General features: G+C 46.9%; 16 protein-coding genes. 14 read left to right on the top strand and 2 right to left on the bottom strand.

What is annotated here, in order from left to right:
- Positions 1-256 precede the first annotated feature (256 nt).
- Positions 257-1,021 carry a hypothetical protein gene (locus tag HB364_RS31610; protein WP_167292455.1) on the top strand — a complete coding sequence of 255 codons (765 nt, stop codon included), beginning with the start codon at positions 257-259 and terminating at the stop codon, positions 1,019-1,021.
- 79 nt (positions 1,022-1,100) lie between these two features.
- Here the strand turns inward: HB364_RS31610 and HB364_RS31605 are convergent, their stop codons facing one another.
- Positions 1,101-1,511: a hypothetical protein gene (locus tag HB364_RS31605; RefSeq protein ID WP_167292454.1), complete on the bottom strand. Its 411-nt coding sequence runs from the start codon at positions 1,509-1,511 to the stop codon at positions 1,101-1,103.
- A 693-nt stretch (positions 1,512-2,204) separates the two neighbouring features.
- Between HB364_RS31605 and HB364_RS31600 the strand changes: the two genes are divergently transcribed.
- From HB364_RS31600 to HB364_RS31545, 12 genes are all read left to right on the top strand, one after another.
- Entirely contained in the window at positions 2,205-2,780 is a 576-nt protein-coding gene (locus tag HB364_RS31600) for a TerD family protein (RefSeq protein WP_167292453.1), read from the top strand.
- A gap of 94 nt (positions 2,781-2,874) precedes the next feature.
- A complete protein-coding gene (locus tag HB364_RS31595; RefSeq protein WP_167292452.1) occupies positions 2,875-3,522 on the top strand; it encodes a TerD family protein in 648 nt (215 codons plus the stop codon).
- 15 nt (positions 3,523-3,537) lie between these two features.
- Entirely contained in the window at positions 3,538-4,176 is a 639-nt protein-coding gene (locus HB364_RS31590) for a vWA domain-containing protein (protein ID WP_167292451.1), read from the top strand.
- A gap of 1 nt (position 4,177) precedes the next feature.
- On the top strand, positions 4,178-4,891 hold the full coding sequence (locus HB364_RS31585; RefSeq protein WP_167292450.1) for an HAD family hydrolase: 714 nt from the start codon (positions 4,178-4,180) through the stop codon (positions 4,889-4,891).
- A complete protein-coding gene (locus tag HB364_RS31580; RefSeq protein WP_167292449.1) occupies positions 4,866-5,753 on the top strand; it encodes a phosphoribosyltransferase family protein in 888 nt (295 codons plus the stop codon). Before HB364_RS31585 ends, HB364_RS31580 begins: the two co-directional genes overlap by 26 nt.
- On the top strand, positions 5,693-6,247 hold the full coding sequence (locus HB364_RS31575; protein WP_167292448.1) for a TerD family protein: 555 nt from the start codon (positions 5,693-5,695) through the stop codon (positions 6,245-6,247). Before HB364_RS31580 ends, HB364_RS31575 begins: the two co-directional genes overlap by 61 nt.
- A 54-nt stretch (positions 6,248-6,301) precedes the next feature.
- Positions 6,302-6,937, top strand: a complete 636-nt coding sequence (locus HB364_RS31570) for a vWA domain-containing protein (protein ID WP_167292447.1) — start codon at positions 6,302-6,304, stop codon at positions 6,935-6,937.
- A 9-nt stretch (positions 6,938-6,946) separates the two neighbouring features.
- Positions 6,947-7,210 carry a YggT family protein gene (locus HB364_RS31565; protein WP_167292446.1) on the top strand — a complete coding sequence of 88 codons (264 nt, stop codon included), beginning with the start codon at positions 6,947-6,949 and terminating at the stop codon, positions 7,208-7,210.
- Between the two features lie 34 nt (positions 7,211-7,244).
- Positions 7,245-8,297 (top strand): TerY-C metal binding domain-containing protein, encoded by a 1,053-nt coding sequence (locus HB364_RS31560; protein WP_167292445.1) that lies wholly within the window; start codon positions 7,245-7,247, stop codon positions 8,295-8,297.
- Between the two features lie 27 nt (positions 8,298-8,324).
- Positions 8,325-9,518 carry a PP2C family serine/threonine-protein phosphatase gene (locus HB364_RS31555; protein ID WP_167292444.1) on the top strand — a complete coding sequence of 398 codons (1,194 nt, stop codon included), beginning with the start codon at positions 8,325-8,327 and terminating at the stop codon, positions 9,516-9,518.
- A gap of 2 nt (positions 9,519-9,520) precedes the next feature.
- Positions 9,521-11,017 carry a helix-hairpin-helix domain-containing protein gene (locus HB364_RS31550; RefSeq protein WP_167292443.1) on the top strand — a complete coding sequence of 499 codons (1,497 nt, stop codon included), beginning with the start codon at positions 9,521-9,523 and terminating at the stop codon, positions 11,015-11,017.
- Between the two features lie 14 nt (positions 11,018-11,031).
- Positions 11,032-11,802: a DUF475 domain-containing protein gene (locus HB364_RS31545; protein WP_167292442.1), complete on the top strand. Its 771-nt coding sequence runs from the start codon at positions 11,032-11,034 to the stop codon at positions 11,800-11,802.
- A gap of 71 nt (positions 11,803-11,873) precedes the next feature.
- Here HB364_RS31545 and HB364_RS31540 read toward each other — a convergent pair whose 3' ends face one another.
- Positions 11,874-12,284: a hypothetical protein gene (locus HB364_RS31540; protein ID WP_167292441.1), complete on the bottom strand. Its 411-nt coding sequence runs from the start codon at positions 12,282-12,284 to the stop codon at positions 11,874-11,876.
- 1,112 nt (positions 12,285-13,396) lie between these two features.
- Between HB364_RS31540 and HB364_RS31535 the strand changes: the two genes are divergently transcribed.
- Positions 13,397-17,545: an Ig-like domain-containing protein gene (locus HB364_RS31535; RefSeq protein WP_317170733.1), complete on the top strand. Its 4,149-nt coding sequence runs from the start codon at positions 13,397-13,399 to the stop codon at positions 17,543-17,545.
- Positions 17,546-17,569: the final 24 nt, after the last annotated feature.

Raw genomic sequence — 17,569 nt, 5'->3', positions numbered from 1 at the left:
ATCGGTAGACAATAGCGCTGCTGAATTAGCATAAGTCAAAATAATAATACTTTTAATCCCTTCTCTTTGCATTTCCCCTGAAATCTTACTAACGTTGTTGTCTATTCTGTTTATCCCTGCATTCGTGCCTGCCCATTGACTTTCCGGCAATCATCGTACAATCTTGAAGACTTACCTGTAATTCGTTACTGATCATTTATTGCACCGTGTACTACACGGCACCAAACCTTATTGCCATACCATTAAACCTTAACCTATGCGCCGGCAACACTCCTTTGCCCTGGCCATTGCCATGCTTGTAATTGCTGCATCAGGGTTTCGTAACAATGAAAAGAACCTGCAAATAACAGAACACCTTCTATTAATGGAAGATACCGTATATAAAGACAGAAATGGTAATGTAATAAGACAAACAGGAAATGGTATTGTTGAAAAAGTATTTGTTATCAGAACTACAATGACAACATTGGAGATATATGGACCGGTTAATCAGGATAGACAAGACTCAGATAGAGGGATGTCCGACTCCATTTCACCGCGACAGGCCAGGCTTGTAAAGAGGGCAATTAAAAAACGAAAATATAGTCAGGCGCATGCAACAGGTAATTTGGTTGAGTTATATCCTTTATCCGAAAGAAAGGCTGATTATGAATATGTAAAAAATGATAATGGTTTGGGAGATACTATAAAAGAAAATAACAGGGAGTATTGCATTGAAATTGATACCTTGGGAATACGAAATGAATTTGCAGGTCCGGTGAAAGATCCATCAAAAGGTGGAGCATACGTAGATACAAAGAATATGAGAAACCTAATAAGGCACTCTCATTCACATCCAAGCGGTACTAAAACAATCTCCGGAAAAGAATGTTCATTTGGACAGCCGCCCAGTTTATCTGATATTAAGGCAATATCTTCCGTGAAGATTGGGGTAGTCTTTGGCAGAGGTAATGATACTGTTTACATTTATGGAGTTAAAGGAGTACTTGCAGTATTGCCTGCTAATAAATATATAGAGTAAACCGGTTAAGCAGGTGCAAAAAAAATACACCGGCTCCCACCGGTGTACTCAAACACATAAACGAAAACTACAGCTGAAATTACTTAACCTTGTTCACTACTGTTTCTTCTACATAGCTACGATTCCTGTTAATCTTATACACGTCTGCTTTGTCGTTCTTCTTAGCTTTCACTTCCACGCTCAGTACATTATCACCAATCTCTTCTGTATTCAGCATAAACTTCTTTGAGATATTGCTACCCTTTACCTTTCCGGAGTACAGCACATTACCGAAATCATCACGGAAAGTAATAGAGAACTCATCTTCTTCAGTATTGTTCAGGTCCAGTTGGAAAACCGGTTGGTTCTCGTAATGACCAATAAATTTCAGTTCAATAGAAGAGCTTTTGGGAGTCTTCTCGCCATTAGCTAAAGTGGTGGTTGAAAAGGCAAAGGTTAAAGCTACTACTGCCATCAGCATCATTCCGAAATTCCTCATCTTGTTTTTCATAATTCGTATAATTTATAATTTTTTAACAGTGGTGTATCGTATGGAGCGGCAATCGGGTGGAACTACTGTCAGAGATCGTTTCCTCTGTGTTGCTGAGCCTATCGGGTTTCTTTTGGCTCATCTCGTTCGTTCATGATGCAAACTTACAGCGGGAATACCCCCTCCGCAAACCAACAAAAGCCTCATTTCAGGATGCTAAACCAGTCATAAAAATGTTAAAACCCTTGACTGGCTTGCATTACAGGGAAAATTGAACATGATGCCCAAGCCTTTTTTTGCCTCAAATAATCTTTTTCGGCGATAAAATCACCGCAAAAGCCCATTCCTTGATAATCACCCCATGTCCCGGTGGTGCTTCGTTGCCTTTCTACAGCGGAATCTCACCAAACACCCCTACACATTAAATAAGTTTAAAATCTGACAGGTAATTTCTTCATATATTAATGCTTGTGAGTAACATTTTTTTTATATTTTGTCTTGCCCTTTTAAATACCATAAACCGTTAAAATATGCCTGTCCATATCCTGTTGATCGATGTTGTGCGAAACATTACAGTCCTGCCATCGCTTGCTAAAACATCTTCCTGAGGCTTATTGGTCATATTTTATCCCGGGGTAATGGTCTTTATATAAATACCATTTTTCCTGAACGAACCGTAACATTTTCCCTGACAACTAAACTAATATCTTACCAATGGCGATCAACTTACAGAAAGGCCAGAAAATAGATATAGGCCTTTCAAACATCAGTGTAGGATTGGGCTGGAATCCCAATGAAGGAACCGGCTCATCGTTCGACCTCGATGCTTCTGCATTCATGATCAATGAATCCAGGCTAATCCCTTCCGAAGGGTTCTTTGTATTCTATGGTAATACAGATTCCCCTGATACTGCAGTGCACCATACCGGTGATGATCCTACCGGTGGCAACTCTGCCGGCGGAGATGATGAAAGCCTGGTGGTAGACCTCACAAAAATAGATCCCGCTATTGCGGAAATATTGTTTGTGGTTACTATCCATGATGCATTGCCCCGTAAACAAAACTTCGGACAGATCAGAGATTCCTACATACGGCTCGTAGACAATTCCAACGGCAGTGAGATTGCCAAATACGAACTGGGAGAAGACTTCTCCATCGAAACAGGCGTTGAATTTGGCCGCCTCTACAAGCGCGATGGCAAATGGAAATTCGAAGCTTCCGGTATTGGCTATAAAGAAGACCTTGGCTTCTTCCTGGGTAAATACTATAAAGGACAGATCATAAAATAATGGCAGGTACCGTCACCTTGATCTTGTCGAAGCAAAGGCTAATCTTATTCGTGATTAAACCCTTATAAATAAACAACAAAAAGTAACCTTATTTATGGCAATTAACTTAGTAAAAGGACAGACAATTGACCTTAGAAAAAACGATGCCGGCGGTGGCGCCGAATTTGACCTCGCAACAGTAACCATTGGATTGGGATGGGACATCCGCCAGCAAAAGAGCGGCTTCCTCGGAAAGCTGCTGGGTAGCAAACAGGAAGACTTTGACCTCGACGCTGTAGCCTTCCTCCTGGATGCCAATGGAAAAGTAGCCAACCTCGGCGACAAGCTCATTGGTGGCGATGTTATCTTCTACAACAGCCCGAAGCACCCTTCCGGCAATGCATGGTCTACCGGCGATAACAGAACAGGTGCAGGCGATGGCGATGATGAACAACTCATCTTTAAACTCAATTCACTCGATGCCCGCTTTGACAAAATTGTATTCGTAGTATCCATCTACCAGGGCAAACAGAAAAACCAGCACTTTGGCCTGATAGAAAATGCCTTCATCCGCGCCATTGATACCCGCGGTAAGGAAATTGCCCGCTTCAACCTCTCCGGTGACGCCAGTTTCAATGGCATGTGCTCCATGGTATTTGCTGAAGTATACCGCAAAGATGGAAGCTGGAAATTCCGCGCCCTCGGAACACCACATCCGGCCGACTCTTTTGTAGAGATCTTAAAACAATATGTTAACGTATAACAACACATTTTTTATATGAGAAGATTACCCGTGTATCTGGTGCTTGACACTTCCGGTTCTATGACGGGAGAGCCGATCGAATCCCTGAAAAATGGTGTTCAGGTGCTCATTTCCACCCTGCGCCAGGACCCTTATGCGCTGGAAACAGCGTACCTGAGTGTGATCACATTCAGTTCGGCGGCTCAACAGTTAGTGCCACTCACAGAATTGTCAACGTTCCAGATGCCGGATCTTCAGGCCGCAGGCACCACCTCGCTGGGAGAGGCCCTTAACCTCCTGGCGCAAAAAATAGACGTGGAAGTAGCCCGTAGCACACCTGATCAGAAAGGCGACTGGAAGCCACTTGTATTCATCATGACAGATGGCGAACCGACAGACGATTGGCAGAAGGGCCTCGACGAATACCGCAAACGCAAATTCGGTATCGTAGTGGCCTGCGCCGCCGGCCAGGGCGCCAATACCAACGTGCTCAAGCAGGTTACAGACACTGTGGTGCAGCTGGATACGGCCGACTCGTCTACCATCAAGGCTTTTTTCAAATGGGTATCGGCCTCCATCAGCACGGGCAGCCAGAAAATCGAGAGCAGTGGCCAGGAAGTAACAGGTCTTAATGAACTGCCGCCTCCTCCACCGGAAGTAAACGTAGTTGTGTAATATGATACAGGAAACAAAGCATATCTCTTTCGATCTCTGGCTCACACTCATCCGGTCGGGTAAGGATTTTAAAACAGAAAAAGCAAAACTTTTCTGTTCCTTCTTTGACCTGCCCGTGGAGGCGGACCAGGTAGTAAAAGTATTCAGGGAAACAGACCTGCTGGTAAATCGTATCAACGAAACAGTAGGGAAGAACGTGGATGCCTTTGAAATGTACATGCTTTGCCTGCACAGGCTGGGCGTGGACATGCAGGGCCTCCGGTTGGAAAGCCTCGAAGAATTCTATCAGCTCACAGAGCAACTGTTCTTCCGGCATCCACCCGAACTGCTGAATCCGGAAATACTTCCACTGCTGGCTGCTTTGAAGGCCAGGGGATATACCACCAACATCACCAGCAACACCGGTTACATCAAAGGCAGGTTGCTGCGCAAGCTCATGGAGGCAAATGGTGTGGCGCAGTACATGGACTTCCAGATCTATTCAGATGAAGTGGGGGCTTCAAAACCATCGCCCCGCATCTTTGAACACATGTACCGGCAGGCAAAGGAATTACAGGCGGGTAACTTGTCCAAACAACAGATCATTCATATTGGCGATAACAGGCTCACAGATGTGGAAGGGGCAAAAGCTTTTGGTATTCATGCTTTGTTGATCAATGAGCAAAGCATCACCTTAAAAAACATAGAAGATGAGCTCAGTATATTCGTTGCATAAAATAACAGGGGTTGATGCATTCACCTTCAATCCTGCCGACTATAGCCGCTTCAAATTTGGAGATGGCCATATCGCAGAATCTTTTGGTCATGCACTGGCCAATGGGTTCCTGGAACAGCACAGCAATGAATTAAGGGGCGGTAAACAGCTCGTCATACTGCCCAGTCCTTACTTTGCCATCCCTACCGCTTCCTATGCTATGGCGGCGGCTTTTAAGAAAACCATCAACCGTTACCTTGCCATCAACCGGCTGCCGGTAGCCGAAGAAGCAAAGGTTCACCGTTATAAAACCTATAGCCTGGACTATGGTGAACTGGATGCCGATAGCAGGCTCAACCTCATCCTGAATGATAAATACTACCTGGACAGCCATTTCCTGAAGGGGAAACTGCTCATTTTTATAGACGATATAAAAATTACCGGAAGTCATGAACTGGTGATCCGTAACCTGCTCAAACAATTTTCACTGGAAGAGGAAACCGCTTACTTTCTTTACTTTGCCCAACTGGACCATGAGCACATACATCCCAGGATTGAAAATGAACTGAACTACTACTTTGTTAAATCCATCCATGACCTCAGTGTCATCATTGCATCAGGCAACTTTAAAGTAAATACACGCATTGTAAAATACATCCTCAATGCAGAGTTTACAGCATTTGAACGCTTTATCACCAGGCAAACGGCCGCGTTCCGTGAACAACTGGCCGACCTTGCCATCAGTAATGGTTACCATGAAATGGAAGAATACAAAAACAACTTCCTGCATCTCTTAACAATCACCCATCAAAATACTCAAATATGGCTATCAACTTACAAAAAGGACAACGCGCAAACCTTGACCTCCCCAAATTTACCATAGGCCTTGGCTGGGATACCAATGAAGGACAAACAGGCGCCGGCTTCGACCTCGATGCTTCTGTTTTCATCCTCGGGGAGAACAGGAAACTGCTGGCCGATGAATACTTTGTCTTCTACAACAACCTCAAATCCCCCGATGGTTCTGTTACGCATTCCGGCGACAATACTACCGGCGCTGGTGACGGTGATGATGAGACCATAGCTATAGATTTGTCCGGCATCAACCCCGGCGCCCGGGAAATCTGTGTGGTCGTAACCATTCACGATGCCCAGGCCCGCAAACAGAACTTTGGCCAGGTAAGGAACTCCTTCATCCGGGTCTTCAATGCAGGCACCAATGAAGAGATCATGAAATATGAGCTGGGAGAAGACTTCTCCATCGAAACAGCCGTCGAGTTTGGACGTATCTACAAAAAAGATGACAACTGGAAATTTGAAGCCGTAGGCATCGGTCACAGCGGCGGCCTCGAACAATTCTTAGGCAAATACAATTAATTGTATTGCAGGTTGTATTGCCCCGGCCTTCAGGCCGGGGAAAAAAATTAAATCATGAGAAGACTGCCTGTATATTTATTACTGGATACCTCCGGCTCCATGAAAGGGGAGCCTATTGAAGCTGTAAAGAATGGACTTGAATCACTCATTGGTTTCTTACGGCAGGACCCCTTTGCATTGGAATCCGTACACCTTTCCATCATCACCTTCGACCGGGAGGTTAACAACATCCTTCCCCTCAAAGACCTGGAAAGCCTTATTCTGCCAGAGATCACCACGCCCGATTCCGGGCCTACCCACCTGGGACAGGCGCTGGAACTGCTTTGTGAACTGGTAGATAAGGAAGTGTTGAAAAGCACGTCCGACCAGAAAGGCGACTGGATGCCGCTGTTGTTCATCATGACAGATGGCAAGCCCAGCGACCTGCAGAAATACCGGGAAATGATACCCGAAGTAAAAAGCAGGCACTTTGGGGAAATAGTGGCTTGTGCCGCAGGGTCCAAAACAGATGATCAGTTGCTCAAAGAGCTTACGCACACCGTAGTACACCTGGATACGGCCGACAGCTCTACCATCAAATCATTTTTCAAATGGGTGTCAGCTTCTGTAAGCACAGGCAACAGAAGTATGGGCGCCGGCGGCGATATCATGTTACCGCCTCCGCCACCGCAGGTGAACATGGTTATTTAAAATAAAAAAATGTTGTATTTCATAATATGGATATTGCTCAATATACTCATCGTAGGTCTCTTCCTGTACTCAAAACTATTACCCTATAAAGACAGGTTGGACCAGCGATACAAGAGCACCTTTGATTTCTTTAGTAAAATATTTAATCCTGTGCTGAACTTTCTGCGGGGAGTATTCAAGCCAACAAAGGTTGGCAGTGGACTCTCTGTAGACATGTCACAGATCGTTTTGCTCATTGTGTTATTGCTTTTAATGGGCATTGGCCGGTTCTAAACTTTAACCTGAGAACTCAACTAAACATCTTCTTATGCGCAGACTGCCGGTATACTTTTTAATAGACGTATCAGAATCCATGGTGGGCGATCAGATGCCCTATGTGGAAGAAGGCATTGCCTCCATCATCAAAGACCTCCGGTCCGATCCCTATGCGCTGGAAACAGCCTGGATATCCATCATCGTCTTTGCCGGGAAAACCAAACGCATTGTGCCGCTGACAGAGCTCACTTCTTTCTATCCGCCGCGCATGCCTGTTGGCGGCGGCACCTCCCTCGGGGAAGCGCTGGAGTTTCTCATGCACGATATCGATACCAATGTGGTCAGGAGCACCGCCGACACCAAGGGCGACTGGAAGCCGATCATCTTCCTCTTTACGGATGGTGCACCTACCGACAATCCCGAAGCGGCCATTACCAAATGGATCAATCAGTACAAAAAGAAAGCTTCCATCGTAGCCATTGCGCTCGGCGATAATACGGATACCAATCTATTGGGCAGGCTCACCAATGATGTGCTGCTCGTAAAGAACCTCGCGCCGGAGTCCTACAAATCATTCTTTAAATGGGTCACGGCCTCCATCAAGACCACCAGTATGAGCATCGCGGAAAATAACCTCGATGGCCCCCAACTGGCTAAGCTGGATGAGGCAGTCCTTACCAAAGTAGAACCCGCTGCCTCTTCAGTACCCCAGGTCATTGACAACAACTTTGCTGTCTTCCTGTCCAAATGCCAGGCTACCAAAAAACCTTACTTAATAAAATACAAACGCAATATCAAGCCCTCCAACATTGAAGGCCTTGCATTGGATACACAATTCTTCAAGCTGCAGGGCAGCTTCCCGGTAGACGAGACCTATTTCCAGTTGACCGACAATCAACCTACCAACCAAAAGATCAGTTCAGCAGAGCTGGTGGGCTTTCCGCACTGTCCCTGCTGCGGCAATCAATACGGCTTCAGCACTTGCGCCTGCGGTGGCATCATGTGTACCGGCGATGAAGAAGTAAGTACCTGTCCCTGGTGCAATACACAAGCTAAATTCGGCTTTGCATCAGGACACCAGGACATCAACCGTTCAAGAGGATAACATCAATACAACCAACCCAATAATTCTGTGGATAAAATCGTATTTCCCAATGCCAAAGAAAAAGAAGCCTACAGCTATGCTGTTGAATGGGAAAAATTTGCATTGTCTGGCATTGGCGAGCATCATTTCGAAGGGCTGGAAGCCATTGGCCTTAGCTACAACCCGGAAGAGCGCATCGTACAGGGCATTCCTTCAAAACCCGGCGACGCGGATATAACCCTGCACTATAAATACAGTGACAGTAATGGAGAACAATTACTCAGTAAACCGGTACACCTCTTTGTAAACTTTGATCCCAGGAGCTTGTGGACGGAGGAGGAACCACCTCCTGAGGCGCCTTATCAAAAGCCTCATACAGAAACGAAAAGACTGGCCGATGGTGGCAGGACCATCATTGCAGCGAGTAAGCGCGGACGCTCCCATGCCCGGGAAGCCAAATTCAGGGAGGATGATGTTGACGCCATCTACCGGGCCGATACAGGCTGGTATGTAGTAACCGTGGCTGATGGGGCGGGCTCTGCCAAATTCTCGCGCGAAGGGTCGCGTATAGCTACTGATACGGTAACAGAGCATTTGTCTTTGTCGGCCACCAGTAGCAAGCTGGATGAACTGGAAGCCCTGATTGCACAATGGGAGATCAACCCGGATGATGCTAACCGCAAAGCCATTGGTGATACACTCTATAATACATTGGGCAATGCCGTTTTCCTGGCCTACAAGAACATTGCCAAAGAGGCAGAGAGCAAACAGAATGCGGTAAAAGACTATGCCACTACCTTATTGGCCACCGTTTGCCGGCAATATGGCAACAAATGGTTCATCGGCGCTTTTTGGGTAGGGGATGGGGGAGTAGGCATCTACAAAAAAGGGGAAGCACCGAAAATACTGGGCGAAACCGATAGCGGTGAATACTCCGGGCAAACGAGGTTCCTCACCATGCAGGAGATCTTTGAAGCATCGGCCTTCTATAAACGCATACGCTTTGAACTGGTAGACGATTTCGATGCAATGGTATTAATGACCGATGGCATTACCGATGCCTGGTTCCATACCGATGCCAATCTCTTCAAAGCGGAGAAATGGGATCAGCTATTTGCTGAAATACAAAAAGAAGTAACCTTAACCAGGGACAATGAAAATGCCCATAACCAGTTATTACAATGGCTGGATTTCTGGGTAAAAGGAGAATATGACGACCGTACAATAGCAATACTCTTTTAACTATGGCAAACACCATCAAAATAAAAGCAGCCGACGGCACCGACGTGGAATTTGTCAATGACATGATCGGCCAGGGAGGCATGAAGGACGTCTACTTCAGTCCTGATAAAACCTATGTGGTAGCCTTCTTCCGGGATAAACAGGATGCGGTGGCCAGGGATCGCCTGCTCACCATTACCGGCACCTTTTATGACCGCATCTTTAAGCAGGCCGGCGGCGATTACTGGAAAGACCTCTATTGCTGGCCCACCAAAGTGGTGGAATGGAATGGCAGGCTGGGAATTGTGGCGCCTACCTACCAGAAACATTTCTTCTTCCAGACAGGTTCCCGCAACAATGACTTCCTGCAGATCAAAGGAAAGGAAAAAGAGGGGAAATGGTTCGCCAGCGCTTTTCACCAGAACAAAAACCTCGATCCTTCTGAAAAAGGGGATTGGTACAAATACTTTCTCATCTGCATCACCATCAGCCGCGGCGTAAAGCGTATGCATGCCGCCGGCCTGGCCCATTCCGATCTGTCCTATAAAAACGTTTTAATAGATCCGGTTAGCGGCCGGGCAGCCATCATTGACATTGATGGGCTGGTAGTGCCCGGTAAATTTCCACCGGATGTATTGGGCACGCCCGACTTCATTGCGCCCGAAGTACTGGCCACCAGGCACCTGCCCAAAGAAGATAAAAGCAGGAAATTCCCGGGCATTCCTACCGACAGGCATGCACTGGCCGTCATGATCTACATGTACCTGCTGCGGCGCCATCCGTTGCGTGGCGGAAAAGTACATGATGCCGATGCACAGAAAGATGAAGAACTGTCCATGGGCTCAAAAGCGCTGTTTATTGAGCATCCCACCGATACTTCCAACAGGCCCAAACTAAGCCAGGTAAAACCAAGCTACCTGCCCTGGGCCGATACGGACAAACTACCCTATACCATCACCGGACCTTACCTGAAACAACTATTTGACAGGGCCTTCATAGATGGCCTGCACAACCCCGCTATGCGGCCTACCGCCGATGAATGGGAGAATGCACTGGTGAAAACGGTTGACCTCATGCAGCCCTGCCAGAACAAGTCATGCGAAATGAAGTGGTACGTATTTGACAATACCACGGCCCCCAAATGCCCCTTTTGTGGTACGCCGTACCGTGGACAGCTACCCGTACTCAATCTATATTCCAAAAACCCCAAAGGGATGTTTAGTTTTGAGAATCACCGGCTCATGGTTTATAGCAATCAGTATATTTACCAGTGGCATATCAACAAGAACATATCGCCCAATGAGCGGCTGACAGCCGATCAGAAAAAAACGGTGGGTTACTTTGTATTTCACCAGAGCAAATGGGTGCTGGTAAACCAGGACATTCCCGGTTTAAAAGACGTGGATGCCGACCAGGAAATTCCCATTGGGCAGATGATGGAAATAAAAGATGCGCAAAAGATCCTCCTTTCCAAAGAAGAGGGCGGGAGGCTTATCATAGTTCAAATGGTCAATAATTAAAATCAGAATATATCATGAATGAAATGATCCAGGACATTCTCAACAACCCCCTTGCTGCGTTGGCGGTGGTTGGGAATCTTATTGTAATTGAGAGCTTGCTGTCGGTGGATAATGCTGCAGTACTGGCCACCATGGTCATGGACCTGCCCAAAGAGCAGAGAAGCAGGGCCCTGCGGTATGGTATCATTGGCGCCTATGTGTTCCGGGGTATCTGTTTGCTCCTGGCTGCTTACATCATCAAAATATGGTGGCTCAAACCACTGGGGGGGCTCTACCTGCTTTATCTCGTATGGGATTGGTGGAAAGGAAAGCAAACGCCGGAAAAGGAAGATGATACGCTCGATAAAAAGAGCAACTGGTTATACCGCAGTACCGTGGGCGCCCTGGGCAACTTCTGGGCTACCGTAGCGCTCGTGGAGATCATGGACCTCGCTTTCTCTATTGATAACGTATTTGCGGCGGTGGCCTTCTCCGATAACATCATCCTCATCTGGCTGGGTGTATTCATCGGTATCCTGGCCATGCGGTTCGTGGCGCAGGGCTTTGTAAAGCTCATGGAAAAATACGCTTTCCTCGAAACGGCTGCCTTTGTGGTCATTGCTATCCTGGGTATCAAGCTCATGCTTTCTTTATATGAGCACTTTCAGCCACAAACGGCAGTCAGCAAATTCCTCGGAAGCCATGCTGCCGATTGGGGCGTATCCATCCTCACCATCAGCATATTTATACTGCCCATTCTTTACACCCTGCTCTTCGGCAGCAAAAAACAGGAAGCAGACATCTAATAAAGTAATAAAAAAAGTGGAGCATCTACGGCAGATGCTCCACTTTCTTAACACATAAACTTATTGACTGATTACTTGATCTTGCTTACTACAGTTTCTTCCACATAGCTGCGGTTCCTGTTGATCTTGTACACTTCAGCCTGGCTGTTCTTCTTAGCCTTTACTTCCACGCTCAGTACATTGTCACCGATCTCTTCAATGTTCAGCATAAACTTCTTGGAAATGTTGCTGCCTTTTACCTTACCGGAATACAGTACATTACCATAATCATCACGGAAAGTAATGGTAAACTCATCGGCTTCCTTGTTGTTCAGGTTCAGTTGGAAAACCGGCTGGTTTTCGTAGTGACCGATGAATTTCAGTTCTATAGCAGAAGCAACTTTTTCTTTTTCGTTGTTGGCCAGTGTTGTGGTAGAGAAGGCCAGGGTGAATGCTACCAGGGCGATTGCCATAATTCCATAATTCCTCATAATCGTTTTCATAACGTATAATTTAAAGTTTTTAAACAGTGTTGAAAGCTTCGTATGGATGGGCAACCGGGCAGGCAATGTTGAAGAAAGAAGGAAGGAGTCGTATCTCCTGCATCGTAACACCAGGATGGTGTTTTCTTTATTTCATGATGCAAACATACAGCGGGATAATCCAGGGCAGAAATCAAATAAAAGCTCATTTCAGGATGCTAAACAGGTGTTTTGAAAAGTGAAACGCCCTGCCGGTGCGGGTTCCGGAGAAAAAGGGCCATGATGCCCAACTTGTTTTTTGGGCGAAAAAATAAAGGAAAAACGATGTTTTTTTCTATTTCCTTAACAATTCCGTCACATAAGTAAGGCTTTTTGAGGGCTGATAAGGGCTATTAACAAGTATGATTATTTTTTTTACTGCCTGGTTTTCCACCTTCAAAACAAGCCGCCCTGTCGAAAAGCAACAGAAGAGGGAAGAGGAATGTCTTAATATTGTGTAGGTGGAATTATTGTATTTACTAAGGGAAATTGTTGATCATTGTCAACAACTTGCAGACTATAAACAGGTTATCATGCGTAATTCCACGTAATATCAAATTAAATTTACCAAAAAATACAATTTTCTCTATGCTATGCTAGTTTTATGTTTATATATAGGGGAAATATGTATGTAATTGGGGGTATTTCCTTTATCCAAAAAGCCGATTAATTTTGCAAAGCGCATTTTACATATAAAAACCAATATCAATCCAAAAACCGTAATAGTTTATTTTAAAACCAATACTATGATACTAACCCCTACACTATCCAGGCAACTGCAGCCTCCTTTTTACCGGGTGTTATTAGACTGTCCTCCGATAAGCTCCTGTCAACACAGGGACTGCGCCTTGCTATATGGCGCCGGCTTATCCTTTACAGGGCAGTAACTGCAAGGCACCTTACTCTGTAATCAATAACCTAATCATTACTTGCCGGTAACACGGTAACGGTATCGTGGTTATCCCGCTTGCGGGATAGCCTGGTAATGGATTTCGATTATTGACTAAACTCTAAATCGTATGTCTGCTTCTTCAGTATCAGGTCTTAGCCCTTCATCTTTATCAAGGGGACCAAAACGTAAGAGACTTTTGTCTGTGTTGCTATGGATGCTGTTATGCATACCCGGCTTTAACACGGGCGCATTGGCATTTGCACCAGGCGCCGGTCGTCCGCCAGGCGTACCGGATATGAACCATCCTGATACGAAGCTCATTGTCACAAAAACCAACTCTATTGCCAATAGTGGTGAAGAGAACATTGTAACGGCGCACGTCGTGGATGAATTTGGTGTTCCTGTGCCGGGTGTCATTGTCTCTTTTGCCAATTCGATCTTTGGTCAAAATAAAGTAACAGATGCCAGCGGCAATGCCTCCTTCTCCTTTGCAGGTTTTGCAATTGGTCAGGCCAACGTTACGGCATCCGTAAATGGAGTGCCTTTTAAATTTGGCAATCCTGCAGTCACTTACTTTGTAGCAGGTCCTCCTGCCACCAACGTTCCCACTACTAATCTTTCTGTCATTGATGACAATGCCGTTGCCAATGGCACGGAGAAAAATATTGTTAGGGCGCGTATAACCGACGCCTACGGTAACCCCGTGGTGAATCAGCCCGTCTTATTTACCATTGCCGCCGGTACCGCCAACTTTGCCGATCCTAACCCTGTTCAAACAGATGCCAATGGTTATGCAGACATATCATTGGTGAGTTTAACGGCAGGTCAGGTAAGCATTACTGCTTCTGTTAATGGTGTCAATATTATCAATGGCAGCCCTGCTGTGGCGACCTTTGTGGCCGATGTGCCGCAAACGTCCAACCCGGCTACTGCATTAATTGTGGTAGTGCCCAGTGCAACGGCCAATGGTACAGCCACCACCAGTGTAAAAGCCCATGTGGTAGATGCCAATGGCAACCCGGTTCCCGGCGCCAGTGTGGTATTTACCATTGCCAGTGGTACAGCTTCCTTTGCCAGCTCCGCTACTGTCACTACCGATGCCAACGGCGATGCCATTGTTACGCTGAAAAGCACCGTGGCTGGTCAGGTAAGCATCACAGCTACGGTAAATGGTAATCCCATTGTGAATGGCAGCCCGGCCAAAGTGACCTTTACTGCCGGTTCCCCTTCTGTAGGCATATCGAGTACCGGATTACTCGTAGTAAATGATAATGCACTTGCTAATAATACCGCCACCAACCGTGTAAGGGCCCGCATCAGGGATGCCTACAACAACCCGGTACCGGGTGCTACTATCGTCTTCACCATCGTAAGTGGTACAGGTACCTTCATAGGCACCGGCACCGCTACGACCAATTCAAATGGCAATGCCTACATTGATATCGTAAGTACCGTAGCCGGCCAGGTAAGCATCACTGCTACGGTAAATGGTGTAGCCATCATAAATGGCAGTCCGGCCGTGGTCACCTTCGTGGCCGATGCACCCAACACAGGCAACCCTGCTACTGCATTGAGCGTGGTAACTGATAATGCAGTAGCTAACAATACGGCGCTTAACAGCGTCAAAGCACATGTGGTGGATGCCAACGGAAATCCTGTTCCCAACGCTACCATCGTATTCACCATCACCAGCGGTACGGCTACCTTCCAAAGTGCAGCTACCATCACAACAGATGCCAATGGCGATGCCATTGTTACCTTGAAAAGTACCGTGGCTGGACAGGTCAGCATCACCGCTACAGTGAATGGTACGCCCATTGTAAACGGCAGTCCGGCTGTGGTGACCTTCGTAGCCGATGCGCCCAATACAGGCAATCCTGCCACGGCGTTGATCATCGTCAGCGACTTTGCTACGGCCAATGGTACAGCTACCAATAGCGTAAAGGCCCATGTGGTAGACGCTAATGGCAATCCTGTTGAAAATGCCGTCATCATATTCACGGTAAACGGCACTGCCGACTTTGCCAGCGTTCCTGCCGGTATGACCGATGCCAATGGCGATTTCATCGTATTGCTCACCAGCACAGTGGCTGGTACTGTTGAAGTAACCGCCACCGTAAATGGTATATCTATCGTGAACGGCAGCCCGGCTGTTGTGACCTTTGTAGCCGACGCACCGCAAACAGGTAATCCTGCTACCACATTGAGTGTGGTAACTGATAACGCAGTAGCTAATAATACGGCGCTTAACAGCGTCAAAGCACATATTGTGGATGCCAACGGAAATCCCGTTCCCAATGCCACCATTGTATTCACCATCACCAGCGGTACAGCTACCTTTGCCAGCTCCGCTACCATAACCACCAATGCGAATGGCGATGCCATTGTTACACTGAAAAGCACGGTGGTTGGTCAGGTAAGCATTACAGCTACAGTAAATGGCATACCCATTGTTAACGGTAGCCCTGCTATCGTAACCTTTGTGGTAGATGTGCCTTCTACAGGAAATCCGGCCACAGCGCTCAGTGTGGTGGATGACAATGCCACAGCCGATGATGTTGATCTTAACAGCGTCAAAGCACACATTGTGGATGCCAACGGAAATCCTGTTCCCAATGCTACCGTTGTATTTACCATTGCCAGTGGAACAGCTACATTCGCTACTGCTGCTACCGTAACCACCGATGCCAACGGCGATGCCATTATTACACTGCACAGCCCCGTGGCTGGTCAGGTAAGTATAACTGCTACAGTAAATGGTAACCCCATTGTAAACGGTAGCCCGGCTGTGGTGACCTTCGTGGCCGGTGCGCCCAATACAGGTAATCCTGCTACGGCACTCATAGTAGTCATCCCCAGCGCTCCTGCCAATGGAACGGCTGTTACCAGTGTGAAAGCCCATATCGTGGATGCCAATGGAAACCCTGTTCCCAATGCAAACATCATATTTACCATAGCCAGCGGTACGGCCAATTTCGCCAGCTCCGCTACTGTTACTACCAATGCCAATGGCGATGCCATTGTTACACTGAATAGTACAGTAATAGGCAGTGTAGATATTACCGCTACAGTAAACGGTGTGGCCATTGTAAACGGAAGCCCTGCCACTGTACAATTCGTGGTAGATGTGCCGTCTGTAACCAATCCTGCCACTGCCCTCAGTGTAGTGACCGATAATGCCGTTGCCGATGGAGCAGCTACCAACAGCGTGAAAGCGCATATTGTAGATGCTTCCGGGCACCCGGTTCCCAATGCTACTATTGTATTTACCATTTCAAAAGGCACTGCCGGCTTTGTAGGCAGCGCCACAATAACCACCGATGCGAACGGTGATGCCATCATCACGCTGAACAGCACCGTAGCCGGTAAAGTAGAAATTACAGCCACCGTAAATGGAACGGCTATCATAAACGGCAGCCCGGCCATCGTAACCTTTGTGGCAGGTGTGTCGAATCCTGGTAATCCTGCTACCGCATTATCAGTAGTTGTCGACAATGCGTCGGCCAATGGTACAGCCACCAACAGTGTAAAAGCACACGTGGTAGATGCCAATGGTAATCCTGTTCCCAATGCTACCATTGAATTTACCATCGCCAGCGGTACCGCCACCTTTGTGGGTAGTACCACGGTAACCACCGATGCGAATGGTGATGCCATCATCACGCTCACCAGCACAGTGGGAGGTACAGTAGGCATTACCGCTACTGTAAATGGGGCGCCGATCGTTAATGGAAGTCCCACTACCGTTACATTCACTACCGACCCGGATGTGTCTGTACCCGATACAAGGCTCATTGTAATAACCAATGATGCCCTGGCCGATGGGGTGGAAACCAATAGCGTCAAAGCACATGTGGTGGACGCCAGTGGTACACCGCTCGCCATGAAAGAAGTGTTCTTCAGAATAGAGTCTGGTAGTGCTACTGTATTAACAGTACAGCCGGTATTGACCGATGCCAATGGCGATGCTACCATCCTCCTGGCCAGTAAAGCAGCAGGGACTGTAACAGTGACCGCCAAAGTGAGTGATAAGCCAATTGTGAATGGCAGTCCGGCCAAACTGCGCTTTGTGCCTATTGACATTTATGTGCCAAGGGTCTTTACGCCCAACAATGATGGTACCAATGACGTGGTTAAACCCATCGTAGTAGGTATCACCACCTTCCATTACTTCAACATCTACAACCGTTGGGGCAACCTGGTATTTACTACCAAAGACCCGAATGTTGGATGGGACGGACGCTTCAAGGGTATATTGCAACCGGTAGAAACATACCTGTGGATAGCGGAAGGACTTGATAAAGACAAAAAGAAGATCACCCGCAGGGGTATGGTTTCACTGGTGAGATAAAACAAAAATGGATCGAATGTTCAA

This window comes from Paraflavitalea devenefica, assembly GCF_011759375.1.
GTDB lineage: Bacteria > Bacteroidota > Bacteroidia > Chitinophagales > Chitinophagaceae > Paraflavitalea > Paraflavitalea devenefica.
This window is presented reverse-complemented; position numbering and strand designations above follow the sequence as displayed.

Coding starts and splice junctions, on each gene's coding strand:
- HB364_RS31610 (WP_167292455.1), top strand. CDS start 257: ATGCGCCGGCAACACTCCTTTGCCCTGGCCATTGCCATGCTTGTAATT.
- HB364_RS31605 (WP_167292454.1), bottom strand. CDS start 1,511: ATGAAAAACAAGATGAGGAATTTCGGAATGATGCTGATGGCAGTAGTA.
- HB364_RS31600 (WP_167292453.1), top strand. CDS start 2,205: ATGGCGATCAACTTACAGAAAGGCCAGAAAATAGATATAGGCCTTTCA.
- HB364_RS31595 (WP_167292452.1), top strand. CDS start 2,875: ATGGCAATTAACTTAGTAAAAGGACAGACAATTGACCTTAGAAAAAAC.
- HB364_RS31590 (WP_167292451.1), top strand. CDS start 3,538: ATGAGAAGATTACCCGTGTATCTGGTGCTTGACACTTCCGGTTCTATG.
- HB364_RS31585 (WP_167292450.1), top strand. CDS start 4,178: ATGATACAGGAAACAAAGCATATCTCTTTCGATCTCTGGCTCACACTC.
- HB364_RS31580 (WP_167292449.1), top strand. CDS start 4,866: ATGAGCTCAGTATATTCGTTGCATAAAATAACAGGGGTTGATGCATTC.
- HB364_RS31575 (WP_167292448.1), top strand. CDS start 5,693: ATGGCTATCAACTTACAAAAAGGACAACGCGCAAACCTTGACCTCCCC.
- HB364_RS31570 (WP_167292447.1), top strand. CDS start 6,302: ATGAGAAGACTGCCTGTATATTTATTACTGGATACCTCCGGCTCCATG.
- HB364_RS31565 (WP_167292446.1), top strand. CDS start 6,947: ATGTTGTATTTCATAATATGGATATTGCTCAATATACTCATCGTAGGT.
- HB364_RS31560 (WP_167292445.1), top strand. CDS start 7,245: ATGCGCAGACTGCCGGTATACTTTTTAATAGACGTATCAGAATCCATG.
- HB364_RS31550 (WP_167292443.1), top strand. CDS start 9,521: ATGGCAAACACCATCAAAATAAAAGCAGCCGACGGCACCGACGTGGAA.
- HB364_RS31545 (WP_167292442.1), top strand. CDS start 11,032: ATGAATGAAATGATCCAGGACATTCTCAACAACCCCCTTGCTGCGTTG.
- HB364_RS31540 (WP_167292441.1), bottom strand. CDS start 12,284: ATGAAAACGATTATGAGGAATTATGGAATTATGGCAATCGCCCTGGTA.